This is a genomic window from Rhodococcus sp. Leaf233, assembly GCF_001426165.1.
GTDB lineage: Bacteria > Actinomycetota > Actinomycetes > Mycobacteriales > Mycobacteriaceae > Rhodococcoides > Rhodococcoides fascians.
Genome location: NZ_LMRO01000001.1, coordinates 296,621 through 316,935, shown reverse-complemented (window position 1 = coordinate 316,935; position 20,315 = coordinate 296,621). Strand labels below are relative to the sequence as shown.

Genomic DNA, 20,315 nt, shown 5'->3' with positions numbered 1-20,315 from the left:
ACGTCGAGCAAATACTCGCAGATCAGTCATTCATCTTCCTACTCAGCGTGGGGCCAATTGGTACGTGCGTCCACATTCGCAGGAGCCTCGCCGACGTTCTCGGTGAGGCGCAACAGCCGACGTCGGCCGGTGATTCGAAGGCCAGGATTGGACCCGCGGGTGCCGATCAGAGTCGGGGCGATGCCCGCGCGCATCAACGATTGAGCGAGGACCGCATGAGTCTCCGGCGCGTGCGGATCGAGGCCGAGTACGTAGCGTTCCCCCTCCGCCTCGGGACGCCCCGACGCGAGCACCCATGCCCGCAACTCCCGAGAACCGGGCACCCACCCGGGAGGCACGGCCTTCACCGCGCCCTTGGTCCACAACGACGCCAGCGCGGACAGAGCCGGAACCGACGCGGTGCGGACGAGAGGACGGTCTTCTTCGGACCGTCCCAGCTCTGCCGACAGACCACATTGTTCGATCAACTCGGCAATGGCATCGGCCCGCCACTGCGCGTCGACGACGACGGAGATACGCGCCGATCCCGAGGACGTGACGACATGGCCGGTGGCAGCCAGCAGTCCGCTGAGATCGGTCACCGCGGGCGGTAGCGACTCGGCAGAGAAGAAGGACAGCTGGTTCACAGCATGGACATTAGGACATCGACACCGGCAGACACTGCTTTCGACGCTTCCTGGTGGTTCGCCACGAACGAAACATCCCCCTTTCTCGAACGGCTTTTCACGGCCGATCGAGAAAGGGGGATGAAGGTTCTCGTCTCCGAAGAGAAAAGAATCAGACTGCGCGAACGCCCGTTGCCTGAGGACCCTTGGTGCCCTGGCCGACCTCGAACTCGACGCGCTGGTTCTCCTCGAGGGTGCGGAAGCCGCTGCCCTGGATCTCGGAGTAGTGAACGAAAACGTCAGCGGAGCCGTCTTCTGGTGCGATGAATCCAAAGCCCTTTTCGGCGTTGAACCACTTCACAGTTCCCTGTGCCATGCTTTTCCTTCTCTTTCTAACACCGGATTCGATGGAGCGCACTTTCGATCCATCGGGCCGGTTCCGACCGCTGCACTTGTACGAATCCCCCTCAGGATTCCCCCTGATGGACGAGCTCTCCCAGTACCGCGCCCGCAACATAAGATCCTGCGAAGCGTAGAACGAACACAGAAGCTGCGACCGCGTCAAGTGAACCATGAACTCCGCGTTCGCAACAGTCGAAAACCGACCCTTTTCGAACAAATTGCCCGTCTTGTAACAACACACAACGCCGGACGGGTGGAATGCGGCTCTCACCAGGGCTCGAGCCGCTCGTTTCGGGTCCGCGATAGCATGAGGACTCCAGGTCGCACCTAGGCAGGAGTGGAGCCTGCGGAACGACCCAGCAAGCCTGAACGGGCGGCCAGTAGATCGAACGAATGCATGGAGAGCGGCAGTGAGCGAGAAGCATCCGCACGACGGTGCGGATGTCCGGAGTTACGGGCAGCGGCTGCTGGATCGAGTGTTGGCCGGTACCCCCGCCGACGACGGCCCCGTCACGCACGTCGCCGAGATGCCGGCTCGATCGTCCAGTTTTGCACCATGGCCGTCGTGGGTCGGCCCGGAAGTGGTGCAGGTGATCACCTCTCGGGGCATCGCACAACCGTGGACGCATCAGGCCCGGGCCGCGACGCTCGCCGCCGAGGGCAGCCATGTGGTGCTCTCGACGAGTACGGCTTCGGGCAAATCGTTGGCCTATCAGCTGCCCATTCTGACGACGCTGGCCGCCGACGCCCGGGCGACGGCTCTGTATCTCGCACCGACCAAGGCCCTCGGAGCCGATCAGCTACGCACCACCATCTCGATCACCGACGAGTTGCGTTCGCTGTCAGACGATCTCGCTGAGGTGTTTCCCAGCTCGTACGACGGCGATACCCCGATCGAGATTCGGCAGTGGGCCAGAACCAATGCGCGCTGGATCTTCACCAATCCCGACATGTTGCATGTAGGCATTCTCGGTGCGCACGAACGATGGTCGCGTTTCCTGCGCAACCTGCGCTACGTGGTAGTCGACGAATGCCATTACTACCGTGGTGTTTTCGGCTCCAACGTCGCCCTGGTACTCCGTCGGTTGCGACGCCTCTGCGCGCGCTACGGAGCGTCTCCGGTGTTCGTTCTCGCCAGTGCCACCACCTCGGAGCCGGGACGCGCAGCCAGTCGACTCATCGGAGCGCCCTGCGAGGAGATCACCGAAGACGGCTCGCCCCACGGAGCGCGTACCGTCGCACTCTGGGAACCGCCGATGCTCAAGGAGATCACCGGCGAGAACGGTGCGCCGGTACGCAAATCGGCGGGGGCCGAGGCGTCGCGCATCATGGCGGATCTGTTGATCGAGGGTGCACGGACACTCGCGTTCGTACGGTCCAGGCGCGGAGCCGAAGTCACTGCGTTGGGGACCCAGAGAATTCTCGCCGACGTCGATCCGCAACTGGTCCGACGCGTCGCCGCTTATCGCGCAGGCTATTTGGCCGAGGATCGTCGCAAACTCGAACGCGACCTCTCCGACGGCACCCTGCTGGGAGTGGCCACCACCAACGCCCTCGAACTCGGCGTCGACATCGCCGGTCTGGACGCGGTGATCGTCGCCGGTTTCCCGGGCACCGTCGCCTCGTTCTGGCAGCAGGGTGGGCGTGCCGGACGACGCGGGGAGGGCTCACTACTGGTACTCGTCGCGCGCGACGATCCGTTGGATACCTACTTGGTGCATCACCCGGCGGCCCTGCTGGACAAGCCGGTCGAGGCAACCGTCACCGACCCGACCAATCCGTATATTCTTGCTCCCCAATTACTTTGCGCTGCAGTCGAACTACCGATCACCCTAGCCGAGGCCGAGGCGTTGAGCGCGGAATCGGTACTCGAAGAGCTCGAGCTGAAGGGCTACGTGCGTAAGCGTCCTCACGGGTGGTTCATCACCCCCGAGGGGCAGCAGCTGTCTCCGCACGGTGCGGTCAACATTCGCGGCGGCACGGGCGTGCAGGTCGCCATCGTCGACGGCGAGTCCGGCCGCATGCTCGGCACAGTCGACGGCGGACGTGCCCCTGCCACTGCACATCCCGGTGCGGTGCACATTCATCAGGGCGAGTCCTTCGTGGTCGACGAGCTCGACCTCGAGGCCGGCCTCGCGCTGGTGCATGCCGAACAACCCGAGTGGAACACCTCGGCCCGCGAGATCACCGACATCGCGATCACCGCGGTGCACGAATCCGTCGACTACTGCGAGGTCCGCGTCGCGCTGGTGCAGGTGAATGTCACCCATCAGGTGGTGGGATATCTTCGACGCCTCCCGTCGGGAGAGGTCCTCGATTCCATCGAACTCGACATGCCGGCGCAGACCCTCGACACCCGCGCCGTCATGTACACCATCACCCCGGAGTTGTTGGAGCACAGCGGTGTTCCGTTCGAGCGATTCCCCGGATCGCTGCACGCGGCCGAGCACGCCGCCATCGGCTTGCTGCCGTTGGTCGCGACCTGCGATCGGTGGGACATCGGCGGAGTGTCGACGGCATTACACCCCGACACCGGCCTGCCGACGGTCTTCGTCTACGACGGTTACGACGGCGGAGCAGGCTTCGCAGACCGCGGACACGTGGCCATCGCCGACTGGCTCGCCGCCACCAAGGACGCCATCGTCTCCTGCGAGTGTCAGACCGGTTGCCCGTCATGCGTGCAATCCCCGAAATGCGGAAACGGTAACGACCCCCTGGACAAAGAGGGTGCCGTTCGAGTGCTGACCGCAGTGTTGGCGGCCGTCACTCGCGAGGGATGAGCCGGCCGATCTCGCAGTCAGGAACCTGGTGGCTGGGGACCGAGTGGGGGTTCACCGCAAACGCGCGCGCGTTTGCCATGCGCGCGCAAAATTGCCAGGGTTTCGCGGGGATTACCAGTCATTTTTCGCAAACGCGCGCGCGTTCAAGGCTTGGATCGAACTGGTGCGCCACCCTGCTTGTCGTTGCTAACACCTCGGGTGGTGTGGTGGGGAGAGGATCAGCCCACAGAATCGAGACAACGCATGCCCATTGCCCGGCAGATACCGAAAGCCACCGACCTGCGCGAGGTGCTCTCGTTCAAGAAGCCCGATCTGAACCTGCGTCGACGACGCCTCAGCGCGGCACTGACCATCGACGATCTCCGCACCATCGCCCGTCGCCGTACCCCGCGCGCGGCATTCGATTACACCGACGGCGCGGCCGACGCCGAGATCTCACTCTCCCGGGCCCGGCAGGCCTTCCGTGACGTCGAATTCCACCCCTCGATCCTGCGAGACGTCTCCCACGTCGACACCTCGACGACGGTGTTCGGCGGGCCCTCCGCGCTTCCGTTCGGCATCGCCCCGACGGGCTTCACGCGCCTGATGCAGACCGAGGGTGAATACGCCGGTTCTGCCGCCGCCGGCGCTGCTGGAATTCCGTTCTCCCTCTCGACGCTGGGCACCACGTCGATCGAGGACGTGAAGGCCACCAACCCGAACGGCCGAAACTGGTTCCAGCTCTATGTCATGCGTAACCGCGACATCTCGTTCGGACTGGTCGAACGCGCCGCGAAAGCAGGCTTCGACACCCTCCTGTTCACGGTCGACACACCGGTCGCCGGAGCTCGCCTGCGAGACAAACGCAACGGGTTCTCCATTCCGCCGCAGTTGACCGCGTCGACCATCGCCAACGCCATTCCGCGTCCATGGTGGTGGTGGGACTTCCTCACCACGCCCAAGTTGGAGTTCGCGTCGCTGACCTCTACCGGCGGCACAGTCGGAGAGCTGGTCGATTCAGCGATGGATCCCTCCATCTCGTTCGAGGATCTCGACGTCATCCGTGAGATCTGGCCCGGCAAGTTGGTCGTCAAAGGTGTTCAGTCGGTGGCGGATTCGGCGCGCCTGGCCGAACTGGGTGTGGACGGCATCGTTCTGTCCAATCACGGAGGCCGACAACTCGATCGGGCTCCCGTCCCCTTCCACCTGCTGCCGCAGGTCGTCCGTGAAGTCGGCTCCGACTTCGAAGTAGCCGTCGACACCGGCATCATGCACGGTTCCGACATCGTGGCCTCCATCGCAATGGGTGCATCGTTCACGCTCGTAGGCCGCGCGTATCTGTACGGCCTGATGGCCGGTGGCCGCGCGGGCGTCGACCGCATGATCGAGATTCTGAGGGAGGAGATCATCCGCACCATGCAACTGCTGCAGGTCAATTCACTCGCGGAACTGACCCCGGAACACGTCACGCAACTCACTCGGTCGGCCCCTCTGCAGTCCGGTGCCGCCGCATTCACGCCGCGCTGACCGCTGCGGACGGACCGTCGCTGCCGGGGTTCGAGGCCGGGGGCGACGTATCGGCCACGGGTTCGGGTCCTCGGGCGGGGGTCGAGGCCGGGTTTCACCGCAAACGCGCGCGCATTCGCTGAACGCGCGCGAATTCGCCGGCTCGAACGGGGCGATTCCGCTCGCACCTGACAAACGCGCGCGCGTTTGCGGATTCGGGCGGGTCAGCGGGCGGGCGGGCGGCGGGCGGGCGTCCGGTCACTCCGGACCCGCCCGCGCCGTCGCGATGGCGTCGGACATCCCGAAACGTCCGAGGAACACCGGCTGGCCCACCGTGACGATCACATCCCACTCGTCGATCGTGCACTCTCGCAACTCCGTTCCCATTCGCATCGCCAATCCCCTCGCCGTCTCACACGCATCGGCCACCCCGCGATCGAGGGCCCCCGCACCGGCCAATGCAGCGAGATCAGCAGCCGACTGCGCCTGATGACGAGCGCCCACCGCCGACCCGACGTGCATCACCATCACCACGACGGCGATCAACGCCGACATCGCCAGTGCCGCCAAGACCGTCGCCCCGCCCTCGTCATCGCGCAGCGCCTTTCGGAATGCGAGCCTCATTCCGCTGCAACCGGTTCCGCAGCAGCAACGGCCTCCGCCGACAACGTCAGTCCCGGGAGCGGACTCTCCACCTCCACCCGCGCGACGAAGAATTCACCGTCTTCGCGCACCGTGATCCGAGCACCCTCCGGCGCAACCCGCTCCCCCACCGACACCGCCCGGGTCGCATCACCTCTCGCCGCCAACCGAGCCGCCTCCCGCGCAGCATCGACACAGCCGATGTGCATCGTCACCGACACGATCGCACCGATGCACACCACGATCACTGCGACGATGGACGCGACGGCAATCGCCGCCTCCACCGTCACAGCCCCGTCCTCACCGCCCGGAATCAGACGGCTGTGTTGAGCGCTCGATCGATGATCCCCGTCAGCGCGGTCACAATGCTGTCCCCCGTCACCACCGTGTAGAGCACCGCGCCGAATGCCGCGGCCGCGATGGTGCCGATCGCGTACTCCGCGGTCGACATACCGTCGTCCTCCACACCGAACAATGCGACTCGAGTCTTGATCTCCTGCAGTGCATTCCGCATCATGACGCTTCCCCTCCCAGTATTCCGGCGCGGCGTATCCGCACCGGACGATTCGTAGTTCGGCGGTCACAGCACGCCGCCGCCCAGCACATTGCCCGCAAGGCCGATCACCACGGGCACGATGCCCAGGCAGATGAAAGCCGGCAGAAAGCACAGGCCCAGCGGTCCGCTTATCAGCACACCGGCCCGTTCGGCCGCAGCCGCCGACGCATCCTCGGCCCGAGTTCGTTGGGTGGCAGCCAGTTCCGTCATCGCCGACGCCATGGATGACCCGGCCCGGGCGGATCGTCGCGCCATTCGTGCCAGCGCCTCGGTCTCCGGATCCTTCGCCACTGCGTCCCACGCCGTAGCCGCATCGGCCCCCAGCTCGAGTAGATCGGCGGCCTTTCGCAGAGCGATACCGAATGCGGGCGGAGCGGAGTGGGCTGCGGCCGCCGCGGCAGTCGAGATCGGAAGTCCGGAACGCAGACACGCAGCGAGAAGGTCGAACGTCGTGGCCACGGCGAGCGGATCGGGTCCGGAGTCGTCGACGGCATCGGTCGTCGAAAGCCCCGCAACCTCCACCCGCGACAAACCACCACGGGCAGCGGGGACGACGACCAATGCCGTTGCCAGACATAGTGCGATCGCCCACGTCATGTCGTCACCTTGCCGGTGATCGCATCGGTCCACAGCAGACCTGCGCAGCCGAGAGCGGTGCCGATGAGGAGCAGAATTCCGCCCAGCCCGCCGCCCAGCAGTATGCGCAGCGGATCGGCCCCCATCAGTTGTCCGAGCGCGACCCCGAGGACGGGCAGTCCAGCCAACACCAATGCAGTAGCGCGGGCCCCTGCCAGCGACGCCTCGGTTCGTTCCCGGAATCGCCGACGTCCGAGCAGGTCCTCGCGCACGGCGTCGAGCAACTCGGCGAGTGCGAGGCCGTGTTCGTCGGCCACCCGCCACGCCGCCGCCAAACGGTCCAGTTCGGGGTTCAACAGTGGATCCGACGCGGCTATCCCGTCGGCAGCGCGTCCACCGAGTCGCGATCTGGACGCAGCACCGCGCAGCGCCTCCGAGGCGATCCCGCTGCACTCGTCCGCAGCCACCTCGCCGGCCGTCGCCGGGTGCGCACCGACCCGCAGTTCACCGATGACCACTTCGACTCCGGTTGCCAACCAATCCAATTCGGCCGTCCGACGGGCGCGTACGGTGCGACGGCCATGTCGGTACCATCCGGTACCGCCCGCCACGAACAGAGCCGCCGCGCCCCACGGACCGCCGATCCAGAACATGCCCACGGCCAACACCGACGCTACAGCCACAGGGAACGCCCACCCAGGAACGCCGACGGCAACTCGACCGCGGCGCGGTAGTCGGCGAGAGCGGCTGGGCCACAGCGTAAATGCAGCGGCCAGGACACACAGTGCAGCCGTCATCGCATCTCGCCACAGCGCCGAGCGAGCAGTTCGTGCAGCCCGCGCTGCCCGGGCACGGCGTCGGAATCAGCGGACCACGCCGGCACGATATGAACACGACCCGTCGAATCCACCTCCACCAGTCCGATCTCCCGCAATCTGCGCGTGCCGTCGGCGCTCCGGTGGACGTGCAGGACGACCTGGACGGCCGCCGCGAGTTGACTGTGCAAGGCGTCGCGACCCATTCCGCCCAGTGCGGCAAGGGCTTCGAGCCGAGCGGGTACTTCCGAGGGCGAATTGGCATGGATGGTTCCGGCACCGCCGTCGTGCCCGGTGTTGAGCGCCGTCATCAGGTCGATCACCTCGGCCCCGCGCACCTCACCGACGACGAGCCGATCGGGTCGCATCCGTAGTGCCTGGCGAACCAATTGCCGAACCGACACCTCGCCCACACCTTCGACGTTCGGAGCACGGGCCACCAGACGCACCACATGAGGATGGGCCGGTGCCAACTCGGCCGCGTCCTCCACGCAGACGATTCGTTCGGCCGGGTCGACCTCGCCCAGCAGAGCAGCCAGAAGCGTAGTCTTTCCAGCGCCGGTACCTCCGACGACCAGAAACGCCAAGCGCGCGAGCACAATCCGCGCGAGCAGATCGTAGCCCTCCTCGGTCACCGCACCGGACGCCCGGAGCGCGGCGAGTCCCTGGGTAGCCGGGCGGAGCACTCGCAACGACAGGCAGGTTCCACCGCTCGCCACCGGTGCCAGCACCGCGTGCAGACGGACCCCGAACGCTCCCTGTCCGACGCCGGGTAATCGGCCGTCGACCCACGGCTGTGCATCGTCCAATCGCCGACCGGCCGAGAGAGCGAGCCGTTGCGCCAGCCGCCTGACCGCGGCTTCGTCGGCGAACTGGACTCCGGTGCGTTCCAGGCCTCTACCGCGATCGATCCACACCTGATCCGGCGCCGTGACCAGGACATCGGTCACCCCTGGCTCGGACAGGAGCGGCTCCAACGGTCCTGCTCCGGTGAGCTCGGTCTGCAGAATACGCAGTGCCGCAAGCATATCGGTGTCACCGATGACTCCCCCGGCCTCGGTGCGGATGGCCGCGGCAACGGTGGCGGGCACCGGAGACTGTGCCGAAGCAGCCAGCCGATCTCGTACGCGGTCGAGCAATTCGGCGGTGACGACTGCGCTCATGCGGCCCACCGCTGACCACCGGGCTTGTGCGCGAACGTATCGAGGACCACAGTGGCCGCCGCCGCCAGCGGTGATCGGCGTCCGAGAGCAAGCCCGCCACGCTCGAGACGCTCGGCCAACCCCGGCTCGGCCCGCATGGACGTCAGCAGCGACAGGTCGAGGGCGGCGGCGATGTCCGCGGCCCGCAGTCCCCCGGGTGCTGGCCCACGAACGACCAATCCGACGTTCGGATTGCGACTCGAGATCTCGTCCGCTACTGCTTCTGCCGACGTCACGGCCCGCAATTCCGCAGGCAGCACCAGTACGACGAGGTCGGCTGCGGCGTACAGGGCGTCCGAGAGGTCATCGGAGTGACGCGGGGCGTCGCACACCACGAGATCGCCTCCAGCGCGCCCTGCGTCGAGCACAGCCGCCGCGGCGACGGCCGAGAGTCCGGTTCGCCGGTCGTCCGTTCGCCCGAGTGCCAGCACCGACAATCCGTTCTTCGATGGCAGCGCGCCGTGGAGTGCGTCGCCGGATACTCGCCCGCCCTCGACGACGAGGCCGGACCATCGCAAACCTGGGGCGTTCTCCCAGCCGAGCAGCAGATCGAGGCCGCTGCCGTACCGGTCGGCTTCGACCATGAGTGTGCGTTGCCCCGTGCGACTGCTGCACAGGCCCAGCGCCGCCGCAAACGTGGAGGCACCCGCACCTCCGCGGGCACCGACGACCACGATGACGCCACCGCCGCCCGGCGATGTGGCGACGGGTTCACCGAGAATGCGAACGAGCGTGTCCTCGTCCGAGGGTAACGAGACCACGTGTTCGGCACCGAGCGCTGTGGCCGTCCGCCAATCGTCGAGTGTCGGCGAGGCGGCCGTGACCAGAACGACGCCGGGCCGCCGCGGAAATCCGCCTGCGAGCGCCGACTCGGCAGAAGAAAAATCGATCAAAATAATTCCTGGGAATTCCCAAATCGGGCGCGCCGATCCGATACCGACCAGTAAGTTCTGCTCTTCCACAACACAATCCGCGGCTGCGGCGATTCGATACACGTCCTGACGCAGTCCGTGATGGTCGATCGACATCGACGCGTTCGCATTCGTCCGCCGTGAAATCGGATCCGTTTTCATGGACCCAAGCGTGCGCGAGAATCCGCTCGCGCGGCGCGCGACTTGGGGAAATGTGGATAGATCGGCCCCTGTGGATGAATACCGGTACCGCGGTACCAGTTTTCGGCCTACCCCGAAAAAGAGGACGACCCTCGCCAGGGGGGGAGGAGGCGAGGGTCGTCTGGTTCAGCCCCGGGGGGTCGGGCTGAACACCGCCCGGAATGAACCGGGCTCGTGGAAAATACTACACCCGTGGACGTCCTTGTTTGCAAGTTCAACCGTCTCAATTTGTGGACTTGTTCGGAGCGAGTCGAGAAGAGAAGTTGCGCGACATCCAACGGTCACCACCGGCCACTATGGTGACAATCGTGACCCTCAGCGCAGACACCGACGACGCCCCCGCCGGCCGACGCGCAGCGCGCGTCGCCGCCTTCTTCGACCTCGACAAAACGATCATCGCGAAGTCCAGCACTCTGGCCTTCAGCAAGCCGTTCTTCGACCAAGGTCTGATCAACCGGCGAGCGGTACTCAAGAGCAGCTATGCGCAGTTCCTGTTCCTGCTCTCCGGTGCCGATCACGACCAGATGGAACGCATGCGCGCGCACATCGCCGGCATGACCGCCGGGTGGGACGTCGAACAGGTGCGAGCAGTGGTGGCCGAAACCCTGCACGACATCGTCGATCCCCTCGTCTTCGCCGAAGCGGCCGATCTGATCGCGGACCACAAACTCCGCGGACACGACGTGGTGGTCGTCTCGGCGTCGGGTGACGAGATCGTGCACCCCATCGCCGAACTGCTGGGTGCCGACCACAGCATGGCCACGACGATGGTGACTGTCGACGGCAAGTACATCGGCGAGGTCGACTTCTACTGCTACGGCGAAGGCAAGGTCGACGCCATGAAGTCCCTGGCGGCACAACATGATTACGACCTGGCCAAGAGCTACGCCTACTCGGATTCGATCACCGACGTGCCGATGCTGCGGGCGGTCGGGCACCCCACCGCCGTCAATCCAGACCGCGCGCTCCGCAAAGAGGCCTCGTCCCTCGGCTGGCCGATTCTGACATTCTCGAACCCCGTTTCGCTGCGCTCCCGCATTCCGAATCCGTCCGGGAAGACCGTAGTAGCCAGTGCTGCAGCAGGTTTCAGCGCAATAGCGGCCGGCGCGATCACCTACGGACTACTCCGCAGAAAACGATGAGCCCAAACCCTTGATGTGAGCGGCGTCACGGGGTACAAATGACGTACGGAAGAACGGAAGGCCAAGAACGAACCGGAAGAGAAGGTTCGCTTCTCCCGACCGCGATTCCCAGCACGGACACCGGCACCCACGCGGAGCTTGCCACCTAATGGCAGAAGCGCTGTGGGCCTGCGATATTCGTGGGTGATCAGCAAGAACCCTGCACCGGTTGCAGGGATGACCTCATCACCGTCGAGTTCTCGCCGAGGCCACGTGGTAGTCCATCACAGCCCACCTGTGCACGCTTGGTAACCAGGCGCTCCGTGCTAACGGGCGGCGACGTCGACGCAAGTCGGCATCGCCGCCCTTTTACGTGTGCACAACTCCTACTGTGCAGCTTCTGCAATCGAAGTCGCTTCTGCCGCACCAGCTTCGAATGCTCCGAGGCAGAGGATCACCCAACTACCGACGCCCGTTGCCGTGCCCTCGGCGAACCCGGCGGCTCCATCCCGGTACGCGTTCGCTCGACGCATCCAGCTCACCTCGGGCACGCCCAGGTTGTGCGGATCGAATCCCGACGATGCGGCCACCAACCTCGATGCAGCACGCGCCACAATGCCGTCGGCAGTTCCGAAAGGCCGCAGCGTCAACAGTTCACCGTGCACGACTGCGGCGATCACCGGAGCGGGCGCGGACGTTCCACCCGTCACCAACTGTGCGAGCAGATCGAGCCGCTCACCGATGCCGGCGTCCGTGCGCGGCCGACCGAGCGAGGACGCGTCGTCGACGAGATCCGCGGCAGCCAACAGATGTAGGCGGGCCAGCGTCTGCAGTGGGGCGCGCTTCCACGTCGACAACGTGTTCTGCAGGGCGTCACCGTCGAGAGCAGCGGCCACTCGCAGCGCACCCGCTAGAATCGGGTCGCCCTCCTCGCCTTCGCGAGGGAAATCCATCGAACCGCCCTCGAGCGCGGAGGACGAACGAGCTGCCCGCACAGCGGCCTCGGCCGCGGTCGCCGGCCACCCACGACGATTGGCCTTGTGCCGATGCACGGCACCGAGGGCATCGCGTGCCCGTTCGGCGGAATCGACAACTCCGGGCAATTCCAGCAGCGGGGCGAGGGGGTCCGTCACGACAGACGACGGTACCCCCTCACCCACCGCGGCTATGCGCCCAGCTGCACCGAGCCACCCGGAATTGCGGCAAGCAGCTTCTGGGTGTACTCCTGCTGCGGGTTGTCGAAGACGGCATCGGTCGACGCCGCCTCGACGATCTCGCCGCTGCGCATCACGAGCACGTCGTCAGCAATCTGACGGACCACCGCGAGGTCGTGCGTGATGAACAGGTACGTCAACCCGAGCTCGGCCTGAAGGTCGTTGAGCAGAGACAGGATCTGCGCCTGCACCAACACGTCCAGAGCCGACACTGCCTCGTCGCAGATGACCATTTCGGGCTCGAGGGCCAACGCACGAGCGATTGCGACACGTTGCCGCTGGCCGCCGGACAGCTCGTTGGGGAACCTGCGCATCACCGACGACGGCAGTGCCACTTTGTCCAGCAGATCACGGACTCTGGCTTCCCGCTCGGACTTCGACCCCACCTTGTGGGTGCGCAGAGGCTCCTCGATGGTGCTGAAGATCGAATACATCGGGTCCAGCGTCCCGTACGGATTCTGGAAGATCGGCTGCACTCGACGACGAAACGCGAACGCGTCCTTGTTGTTCAACCCCGCCACATCGCGCCCGTCGAACTTCACCGAACCCGCAGTGGGCTCGAGAAGTCCCAGAACCATCTGTGCCACAGTCGACTTGCCCGAACCCGATTCGCCGACGATCGCAGTGGTGGTACCGCGTGCGACTCCGAACGACACATCCTTGACGGCCGTGAACACGGACGACTTGAACGGGTTGCCGCCCCGGAGCTTGAATTCCTTGGTCAGCCCCTCGACCACGAGCACAGTGTCCGCGGCCGGCTCGAATGCCGAGTCGGTCTCCTCGGTGACGGCCTCGACCGCCACCTGCTTGGCATGCTCGACGATGTCCTTGCGCACCACCGACGACTTCAGTCGCTGCGACGCGAGAGACGGCGCGGCGGAGACGAGCTTGCGCGTGTACGGATGCTGAGGGTCCTGCAGGATCTCCAGTGCCGGACCGGATTCCACGATCCGCCCCTTGCTCATGACGACGAGGTGCTCGGCTCGTTCGGCAGCCAGGCCCAGATCGTGGGTGATCAGCAGAACCGCGGTTCCGAGTTCCTTCGTCAAACCTTCGAGATGATCGAGAATCTGACGCTGCACTGTCACGTCGAGAGCGGACGTCGGCTCGTCGGCAATCAGTAGTTTCGGACGTGCCGAAAGCCCGATCGCGATGAGCGCGCGCTGACGCATACCGCCCGAGAACTCGTGCGGGTACTGATTGACCCGCTTCTCCGAATCGCTGAGGCCCGCTTCTTCGAGCAGCTCGGCTGCCCGAACACGCGCCGCCTTACCCTTGGCGATGCCGTTGGCAGCGAGGGCCTCCTCGATCTGGAAGCCGATCTTCCACACCGGGTTCAAGTTGGACATCGGGTCCTGAGGAACCAGGCCGATCTGGCTGCCGCGGATGTCGACGAAGTCCTTTTCCTTGGCCTGCGCCAAGTCACGGCCCTCGAACAGGATGCGCCCCGCCGTCACCGTGCCGGTTCCGGGAAGCAGGTTGATGATCGAGTGCGCGGTGGTCGACTTACCGGAACCGGATTCGCCCACGATCGCAACGGTCTGCCCCGGGTAGACCGTCAGCGATACTCCGCGAACAGCCGGGACCGCACCGGAGTTGGACCGGAACGAGACCTCGAGATCTTGGATGTCGAGCAGAGGCTGCTCCACTGCGATGCGTGCTGGATCCGTCATCGCTTCCTCGCCTTCGGGTCGAGGGCGTCGCGCAGGGCGTCACCCATCATGATGAAGCCGAGCACCGTGATTGCCAGCGCTGCAGCAGGATAGAAGAGAATGGTCGAGCCCTGTCGCAGGGTGACCTGAGCGGCACTGATGTCGCCGCCCCAGGAGACCTCGGTGGGAGGCAGTCCGATACCGAGGAACGACAGCGTCGCCTCGGCCACGATGAACGTACCGAGTGAAATCGTCGTGATGACGATGATCGGTGCCATCGCGTTGGGCAGGACGTGCCGGATCAGAGTTCGCAGTCGCGTCAAACCCAAAGCCTGCGAGGCCATTACGTAGTCGTTGCCCTTCGCCGACAGCACTGCACCGCGAGTGATGCGAGCCATCTGAGGCCAGCCGAACAACGCCAACACCAGAATCACCGTGAAGATCGTGCGATCGGTGAACAGCTGCATGAGGACGATGGCCGCCAAGATCAGCGGAACGCCGAAGAAGATGTCGGTGATCCGTGAGAGCAACGAGTCCGCGATGCCGCCGTAGAAGCCGGCCAGAGCACCGAACACGACGCCGATGACCAGTACGAGGAACGTGACCCCGACTCCGGTCAGCACGGACGCCCGAGCACCGAACAGCACCCGGGAGTAGATGTCGCAGCCCTGTCGGTCGTAACCGAACCAGTGTCCGGATCCCGGGCCCTGCATGCTGAACTGCAGATCGCAGAAGCGCGGATCGGTACTGGTGAACAGGCCAGGCACGGCTGCGACCACGATGACGGCCAGGATGATGATGGCCGAGACTATGAACATCGGACGCGTGCGCAGGTTCCGCCACGCATCCGACCAGATGCTGGCGGGTGCGTCGTCGATGACGACAGCGTCGGTCTGCGACACGTCGATGACCTCGTCGGCCTCGACGAAACGTGCTTGGCGAGTAGCGCGATCGGCGTCGACGCTCTTCGGGGTGATGGGATCAGACATAGCGAATCCTCGGGTCGAGCGCGGCATAGAGAAGGTCGACGATGAGATTGGCGACCAGATAGACGACGATCAGCACGGTCACGAAAGACACAACGGTCGGTGCCTCACCGCGGATGACGGCTTGGTAGATGGTGCCGCCGACTCCGTTGATGTTGAAAATTCCTTCGGTGATGATCGCGCCGCCCATGAGGCTGGCCAGATCTGCACCGAGGAACGTCACGACGGGAATCAGCGAGTTACGCAACACATGCACGTTGACGACCCGGTTACGCGAGAGCCCCTTGGCCGTCGCCGTCCGCACGAAGTCCGCACTGAGATTCTCGGCCACCGACGTGCGCGTCAACCGCACCACGTAGGCGAACGAGACGGCTCCGAGTACGAATGCCGGCAGCAACAGGTTGGTGAAGCTGGTGTTGCCTCCCACTGTCGGCGGCACCCAACCCCACTTGATACCGATGAAGAACTGCGCGAGAAAGCCGATGACGAAGATCGGCACGGCGATGATGACGAGGCTGACGACGAGGACCGTCGAGTCGAACAGCTTGCCCTTGCGCAGACCCGCGATGAGACCGAAGCCGATACCGAACACGGCCTCGATCACGAGGGCCATCGAGGCGAGCTTGGCCGTGATCGGAAACGCTTGTACGAGAACTTCACTGACCGGGCGGCCCGAGAAGGACATGCCGAAGTCGAACGTGAAAATGCCCTTCAGGTACAGCAGGTACTGCACGATGAACGGCTGGTCGAGGTTGTAGCGGGCGCGCAGTTGGTCGGCGACGGCGGGACTGATCGCCTTGTCTCCGGCCAATGCCGCGATGGGGTCTCCTGGCAGCAAGAAGACCATGGCATAGATCAAGAATGTCGCCCCGATGAACACGGGGATCATCTGAAGTAATCGGCGTCCGATGTACCAGAGCATCGGATCACCTCCTTTGGAGGAAGGTGGACGTCACCGCAGAGGCGCAAGGATCAGCTGCAGCGGGGCGTCGAACGTAGATACGGGAGTGAGCGAGCACACGAGAAGGGCGGTAGGTGGAAGACCTACCGCCCTTCTCGGTCTCTACAGCAGTGGAGCGAACGTGATCAGTTCTTCTCGATCTGGTTGTAGATGGGGATTCCGTCCCAACCGATCTTGACGTTGGTGACGTTCTCCGACCAACCACTCGCTGCGTTGCGGTACCAGGTCGGCACTGCGGGCAGGTCGTTGAGCAGGATTTCCTGAGCCTGGTTGGTCAGCTCCTGCGCCTTGGTCTTGTCGGTCTCACCTGCGGACTCGCGGAGCAGGCGGTCGAACTCGGGGTTGGAGTACTCACCGTCGTTGGAGCTGCCACCGGTCTGGTAGTTCTGTGCCAGGAAGCCGTACTGCTGCGGGTAGTCACCCTGCCAGCCCGACCGGAAGGCGGTCGCGATGGTGCGGTTGGTGGCTTCGGTACGCAGCTGAGCGAACGTCGGGTACGGCGCACCCTGCGCCTCGATGCCGAGCGTGTTGCGGATGCTGTTGCTGACCGCATCCACCCATTCCTGGTGTCCACCGTCGGAGTTGTACGCGATGGAGAACGTTCCGGACCACGGCGCGATGGCGTCGGCCTGGGCCCACAGAGCCTTGGCACCCTCGGGGTCGTACTCGACGTTTCCGACGTCGGAGAGATCGCCGGTCCAGCCGTCGATGGCCGGGCTGGTGAAGTCCTTGGCCGGGGTACGGGTCTTGTTGAAGATCTGCTCGGTGATCTGGTCGCGGTTGATCGCCTTGGAGATCGCCTGACGACGCAGCACACCCTCTTCGCCACCGAAGTGCGCGAGGCGGCCCGGAATCGTGAACGTCTCGATCGACGCGGACGGCTGGTTCACCGTGCGGTCGGGAAGATCGGACTCGAAGGTGGTGACGGCCGAGGCCGGAACGTTGTCGAGAACGTCGACGTTGTTCGACAGCAGGTCCGTGTATGCGGTGTCGAGGTTGCTGTACAGAATGAAGCTCACGCCGCCGTTGGCGGGCTTGCGGTTACCGGCGTAGTCGGGGTTCGTGACCAGGTCGATCCGCACGTTGTGCTGCCAAGCGCCCTCCTGGGCGAACTTGTACGGGCCGTTGCCGATCGGGTTCTCGCCGAACGCGGCGATGTCCTGGTACGCAACCTCGGGCAGCGGGTAGTACGCGGCGAAGCCGAGACGATCGGGGAACGCTGCCTCGGGCTGCTTGAGCTCGATGGTGAACGTCTTGTCGTCGACGACCTTGAGACCGGACATGGTCTGCACCGTCGGGTTCTCGGCTGCGACCTCGTCGTAGCCCTGAATCGGATCGAAGAACGATCCCTGCAGCTGCGCATTGGTCGACAGTGCGCCGTAGTTCCAGGCATCGACGAACGACTTGGCCGTGACCGGCGTGCCGTCGGTGAACTGCCAGCCGTCCTTCAACGTGACGGTGTAGTTCTGGCCGTCGGTGGTATCGATCGAGTCCGCGACCTCGTTCTCGACACCGCCCTCGGGGGTGTAGGACACCAGGCCGGCGAAGATCGAGTCGACGACACGTCCGCCGGTGTTCTCGCTCGTATTGGTGGGCACCAAGGGGTTCTGCGGCTCACCGCTCCAGGCGTTGATGATGCCGGAGCCGTCTCCTGACCCTCCGCCGCCGGTCGAATCGCTCGAAGAGCACGCCGTCACCAGCGCCGCTCCGACGACAACTGCGATTGCAGCTGACGCGATGCGTGTTTTACGCAAGGAAATCCTCCATCCAGATGTGAACACGGGGTCGTCCGTGCTCAGTTCCTCGGGCGCGACGCCCGGGGATTCGTGGGCGACCGCAAGACACGGCCTGTGAGCCGTACCAACGATCTGATGGAACGAACTTTAGACACATCCTGAAACGAACATGTGAACTCCCCCGGGTTTTGTTGACCGGCGAGTAAGTCGGAAACATGATCGAAACGTTTCGGCAAGTCGATTTCTCACAGTGCGGGCAGAGCCGCCGAGACAGCCTCCCGCCGACGACGGCGATGACCGTCCATCGTGCGGAAACAACCGATCACCGCAGATCAAGGGGTTGCAGCCGATTGCAACGGTGCGATCGCCATCACATGTGACTACCCTCACTAGGGGCTCGAGACCGGCCTGTAAGTGCCGTTTCATGGGCGAAAAGCATCGGACGAAAGAGAGCTATTCGAGATGACGACCAGTACCTCCGGCAGCGACGAGACCGCGGTTGCCTCCTACGCACCCTCGGCCGAGTTCGCGGCGCAGGCGAACGCTCAGGCAGATCTGTACGCCGCCGCGGAGAAGGACCGGCTCGCCTTCTGGGCGGAGCAGGCCCGCCGGCTGCACTGGCACACCCCGTTCACCGAGGTACTCGACTGGTCCGACGCCCCCGTCGCGAAATGGTTCGCCGACGGCGAGCTCAACGTCGCCTACAACTGCGTCGACCGCCACGTCCTCGACGGCCACGGCGACCAGGTCGCCATCCACTGGGAAGGTGAACCCGGCGACAGCCGCGACATCACCTACTCCGATCTGCTCGCCGACGTCAGCCAGGCGGCCAACACCCTGACCGAACTCGGCCTCGTCTCCGGCGACCGCGTCGCGATCTACATGCCGATGATCCCCGAGGCCATCGTCTCGATCCTCGCCTGTGCACGCCTCGGTCTGACCCATTCGGTCGTCTTCGCCGGGTTCTCCGCCACCGCACTGCGCTCGCGCATCGACGACGCCGAAGCCAAACTCGTCATCACCACCGACGGCCAGTGGCGACGCGGCAAGCCAGCCCCCATCAAGGACACCGTCGACGAAGCCGTGGACGGAGCCGCCTCCATCCGGAACGTTCTGGTCGTCAAGCGCACCGACTCCGACGTCGCCTGGACCGAGGGACGCGACCTGTGGTGGCACGAGACCGTCGCGAAAGCGTCGAAAGAGCATGAGGCGCAGCCGTTCCCGGCCGAGCACCCCCTGTTCATCCTCTACACCTCGGGTACGACGGGTAAGCCCAAGGGCATCATCCACACCTCCGGTGGCTACCTGACGCAGACCTCGTACACCCACCACAACGTCTTCGACCACAAGGCCGGCACGGACGTCTACTGGTGCACCGCCGACATCGGTTGGGTCACCGGGCACTCCTACATCGTCTACGGACCGCTCTCCAACCGCGCCACGCAGGTCGTCTACGAGGGCACGCCCAATTCGCCCGACGAGCACCGGCACTGGAACGTCATCGAGAAGTACAAGGTGTCGATCTACTACACCTCCCCCACCCTGGTGCGCACATTCATGAAGTGGGGCAAGGAGATTCCCGAGGCACACGATCTGTCCTCGATCCGCCTGCTCGGGTCCGTCGGCGAGCCCATCAACCCCGAGGCTTGGCGCTGGTTCCGCGACGTCGTCGGCGGCGGCAGCGCACCGATCGTCGACACCTGGTGGCAGACCGAGACCGGCGCGATCATGATCTCCCCGCTCCCCGGCGTCACATCCACCAAGCCCGGCTCGGCAATGACTCCGCTGCCCGGTATCTCGGCCAAGATCGTCGACGACGACGCCAAGCCACTGGGCAACGGCGGCAACGGATACCTCGTTCTCTCCGAGCCGTGGCCGGCGATGCTCCGCGGGATCTGGGGAGACATGGACCGCTACAAGGACACCTACTGGTCCCGCTACGCCGAGGAAGGCTGGTACTTCGCCGGTGACGGTGCCAAATATGACGAGGACGGCGCCCTGTGGGTCCTCGGCCGCGTCGACGACGTCATGAACGTCTCGGGCCACCGCATCTCCACGTCGGAAGTGGAGTCGGCACTGGTCAGTCATCACAGTGTCGCCGAGGCTGCCGTCGTCGGTGCCGCCGACGAGACCACCGGTCAGGGCATCGTCGCGTTCGTCATCCTGCGCGGCGGCGAGGAGAACACCGGCGACGCATTGATCGCCGAACTCAAAGCTCAGGTTTCCAAGGAGATTTCGCCGATCGCGCGGCCACGAGAGATTTCCATCGTGCCGGAGTTGCCGAAGACCAGGTCGGGCAAGATCATGCGCCGCCTGCTCCGTGACGTGGCCGAGGGCCGCGAACTCGGTGACGTCTCCACCCTCGTCGACCCGAAGGTGTTCGAGGCGATCAAGAAGGGTCGCTAGCGCTCCCATGTGAGTGGTACCTCGTAGTGGGCTACGAGGTACCACTCACATGCGGCGCAGCCGC

At 65.0% G+C, this 20,315-nt stretch carries 18 protein-coding genes; 4 read left to right on the top strand and 14 right to left on the bottom strand.

Features of this window, described 5'->3' with window-relative positions; genetic code table 11:
* Window positions 1-38 precede the first annotated feature (38 nt).
* Window positions 39-626, bottom strand: a complete 588-nt coding sequence (locus tag ASH04_RS01500; RefSeq protein WP_057472583.1) for a hypothetical protein — start codon at window positions 624-626, stop codon at window positions 39-41.
* 151 nt (window positions 627-777) lie between these two features.
* Window positions 778-981 carry a cold-shock protein gene (locus ASH04_RS01495; protein ID WP_005248460.1) on the bottom strand — a complete coding sequence of 68 codons (204 nt, stop codon included), beginning with the start codon at window positions 979-981 and terminating at the stop codon, window positions 778-780.
* Window positions 982-1,417: 436 nt separating this feature from the next.
* Here ASH04_RS01495 and ASH04_RS01490 point away from each other — a divergent pair, with 436 nt between their 5' ends.
* On the top strand, window positions 1,418-3,787 hold the full coding sequence (locus ASH04_RS01490) for a DEAD/DEAH box helicase (RefSeq protein WP_057472582.1): 2,370 nt from the start codon (window positions 1,418-1,420) through the stop codon (window positions 3,785-3,787).
* A 243-nt stretch (window positions 3,788-4,030) separates the two neighbouring features.
* The gene (locus ASH04_RS01485) at window positions 4,031-5,293 is read left to right on the top strand and encodes an alpha-hydroxy acid oxidase (protein ID WP_057472581.1); all 1,263 of its coding nucleotides are present in this window, start codon (window positions 4,031-4,033) and stop codon (window positions 5,291-5,293) included.
* 237 nt (window positions 5,294-5,530) lie between these two features.
* Here the strand turns inward: ASH04_RS01485 and ASH04_RS01480 are convergent, their stop codons facing one another.
* The 7 genes from ASH04_RS01480 to ssd form a co-directional block, all read right to left on the bottom strand.
* The gene (locus ASH04_RS01480; protein ID WP_057472580.1) at window positions 5,531-5,896 is read right to left on the bottom strand and encodes an Rv3654c family TadE-like protein; all 366 of its coding nucleotides are present in this window, start codon (window positions 5,894-5,896) and stop codon (window positions 5,531-5,533) included.
* Window positions 5,893-6,204 carry a TadE family type IV pilus minor pilin gene (locus tag ASH04_RS01475; RefSeq protein WP_032392769.1) on the bottom strand — a complete coding sequence of 104 codons (312 nt, stop codon included), beginning with the start codon at window positions 6,202-6,204 and terminating at the stop codon, window positions 5,893-5,895. Before ASH04_RS01475 ends, ASH04_RS01480 begins: the two co-directional genes overlap by 4 nt.
* Window positions 6,205-6,227: 23 nt before the next feature.
* A complete protein-coding gene (locus ASH04_RS01470; protein WP_027494474.1) occupies window positions 6,228-6,431 on the bottom strand; it encodes a DUF4244 domain-containing protein in 204 nt (67 codons plus the stop codon).
* Window positions 6,432-6,494: 63 nt separating this feature from the next.
* Window positions 6,495-7,067 carry a type II secretion system F family protein gene (locus tag ASH04_RS01465; protein WP_057472579.1) on the bottom strand — a complete coding sequence of 191 codons (573 nt, stop codon included), beginning with the start codon at window positions 7,065-7,067 and terminating at the stop codon, window positions 6,495-6,497.
* Window positions 7,064-7,843 carry a type II secretion system F family protein gene (locus ASH04_RS01460; RefSeq protein ID WP_057472578.1) on the bottom strand — a complete coding sequence of 260 codons (780 nt, stop codon included), beginning with the start codon at window positions 7,841-7,843 and terminating at the stop codon, window positions 7,064-7,066. Before ASH04_RS01460 ends, ASH04_RS01465 begins: the two co-directional genes overlap by 4 nt.
* Window positions 7,840-9,024, bottom strand: a complete 1,185-nt coding sequence (locus ASH04_RS01455) for a TadA family conjugal transfer-associated ATPase (RefSeq protein ID WP_200937260.1) — start codon at window positions 9,022-9,024, stop codon at window positions 7,840-7,842. The genes ASH04_RS01460 and ASH04_RS01455 overlap by 4 nt, the downstream gene beginning before the upstream one ends.
* On the bottom strand, window positions 9,021-10,136 hold the full coding sequence (gene ssd, locus ASH04_RS01450; RefSeq protein WP_082519131.1) for a septum site-determining protein Ssd: 1,116 nt from the start codon (window positions 10,134-10,136) through the stop codon (window positions 9,021-9,023). The genes ASH04_RS01455 and ssd overlap by 4 nt, the downstream gene beginning before the upstream one ends.
* A 335-nt stretch (window positions 10,137-10,471) precedes the next feature.
* Between ssd and ASH04_RS01445 the strand changes: the two genes are divergently transcribed.
* Window positions 10,472-11,317, top strand: a complete 846-nt coding sequence (locus ASH04_RS01445) for an HAD-IB family hydrolase (RefSeq protein WP_205912680.1) — start codon at window positions 10,472-10,474, stop codon at window positions 11,315-11,317.
* Window positions 11,318-11,682: 365 nt separating this feature from the next.
* Here ASH04_RS01445 and ASH04_RS01440 read toward each other — a convergent pair whose 3' ends face one another.
* The 5 genes from ASH04_RS01440 to ASH04_RS01420 form a co-directional block, all read right to left on the bottom strand.
* Window positions 11,683-12,429 carry a hypothetical protein gene (locus tag ASH04_RS01440; RefSeq protein WP_032364740.1) on the bottom strand — a complete coding sequence of 249 codons (747 nt, stop codon included), beginning with the start codon at window positions 12,427-12,429 and terminating at the stop codon, window positions 11,683-11,685.
* A gap of 32 nt (window positions 12,430-12,461) precedes the next feature.
* Entirely contained in the window at window positions 12,462-14,183 is a 1,722-nt protein-coding gene (locus tag ASH04_RS01435) for a dipeptide ABC transporter ATP-binding protein (RefSeq protein ID WP_027494481.1), read from the bottom strand.
* Entirely contained in the window at window positions 14,180-15,151 is a 972-nt protein-coding gene (locus ASH04_RS01430; RefSeq protein ID WP_027494482.1) for an ABC transporter permease, read from the bottom strand. Before ASH04_RS01430 ends, ASH04_RS01435 begins: the two co-directional genes overlap by 4 nt.
* Window positions 15,144-16,070, bottom strand: a complete 927-nt coding sequence (locus ASH04_RS01425; protein ID WP_027494483.1) for an ABC transporter permease — start codon at window positions 16,068-16,070, stop codon at window positions 15,144-15,146. Before ASH04_RS01425 ends, ASH04_RS01430 begins: the two co-directional genes overlap by 8 nt.
* A gap of 164 nt (window positions 16,071-16,234) precedes the next feature.
* Entirely contained in the window at window positions 16,235-17,863 is a 1,629-nt protein-coding gene (locus ASH04_RS01420) for a peptide ABC transporter substrate-binding protein (RefSeq protein WP_027494484.1), read from the bottom strand.
* Window positions 17,864-18,307: 444 nt separating this feature from the next.
* On the opposite strand from ASH04_RS01420, the gene acs reads away from it, so the two are divergent.
* Window positions 18,308-20,251: an acetate--CoA ligase gene (gene acs, locus ASH04_RS01415; RefSeq protein ID WP_032369305.1), complete on the top strand. Its 1,944-nt coding sequence runs from the start codon at window positions 18,308-18,310 to the stop codon at window positions 20,249-20,251.
* The last annotated feature ends 64 nt before the right edge of the window (window positions 20,252-20,315 follow it).

Bases quoted from the DNA above. Each gene is read 5' to 3' on its own strand.
- ASH04_RS01495 (WP_005248460.1), bottom strand. From the start codon at position 981: ATGGCACAGGGAACTGTGAAGTGGTTCAACGCCGAAAAGGGCTTTGGA.
- ASH04_RS01485 (WP_057472581.1), top strand. From the start codon at position 4,031: ATGCCCATTGCCCGGCAGATACCGAAAGCCACCGACCTGCGCGAGGTG.
- ASH04_RS01480 (WP_057472580.1), bottom strand. From the start codon at position 5,896: ATGAGGCTCGCATTCCGAAAGGCGCTGCGCGATGACGAGGGCGGGGCG.
- ASH04_RS01470 (WP_027494474.1), bottom strand. From the start codon at position 6,431: ATGATGCGGAATGCACTGCAGGAGATCAAGACTCGAGTCGCATTGTTC.
- ASH04_RS01465 (WP_057472579.1), bottom strand. From the start codon at position 7,067: ATGACGTGGGCGATCGCACTATGTCTGGCAACGGCATTGGTCGTCGTC.
- ASH04_RS01460 (WP_057472578.1), bottom strand. From the start codon at position 7,843: ATGACGGCTGCACTGTGTGTCCTGGCCGCTGCATTTACGCTGTGGCCC.
- ASH04_RS01455 (WP_200937260.1), bottom strand. From the start codon at position 9,024: ATGAGCGCAGTCGTCACCGCCGAATTGCTCGACCGCGTACGAGATCGG.
- ssd (WP_082519131.1), bottom strand. From the start codon at position 10,136: ATGAAAACGGATCCGATTTCACGGCGGACGAATGCGAACGCGTCGATG.
- ASH04_RS01445 (WP_205912680.1), top strand. From the start codon at position 10,472: ATGGTGACAATCGTGACCCTCAGCGCAGACACCGACGACGCCCCCGCC.
- ASH04_RS01435 (WP_027494481.1), bottom strand. From the start codon at position 14,183: ATGACGGATCCAGCACGCATCGCAGTGGAGCAGCCTCTGCTCGACATC.
- ASH04_RS01430 (WP_027494482.1), bottom strand. From the start codon at position 15,151: ATGTCTGATCCCATCACCCCGAAGAGCGTCGACGCCGATCGCGCTACT.
- ASH04_RS01425 (WP_027494483.1), bottom strand. From the start codon at position 16,070: ATGCTCTGGTACATCGGACGCCGATTACTTCAGATGATCCCCGTGTTC.
- acs (WP_032369305.1), top strand. From the start codon at position 18,308: ATGACGACCAGTACCTCCGGCAGCGACGAGACCGCGGTTGCCTCCTAC.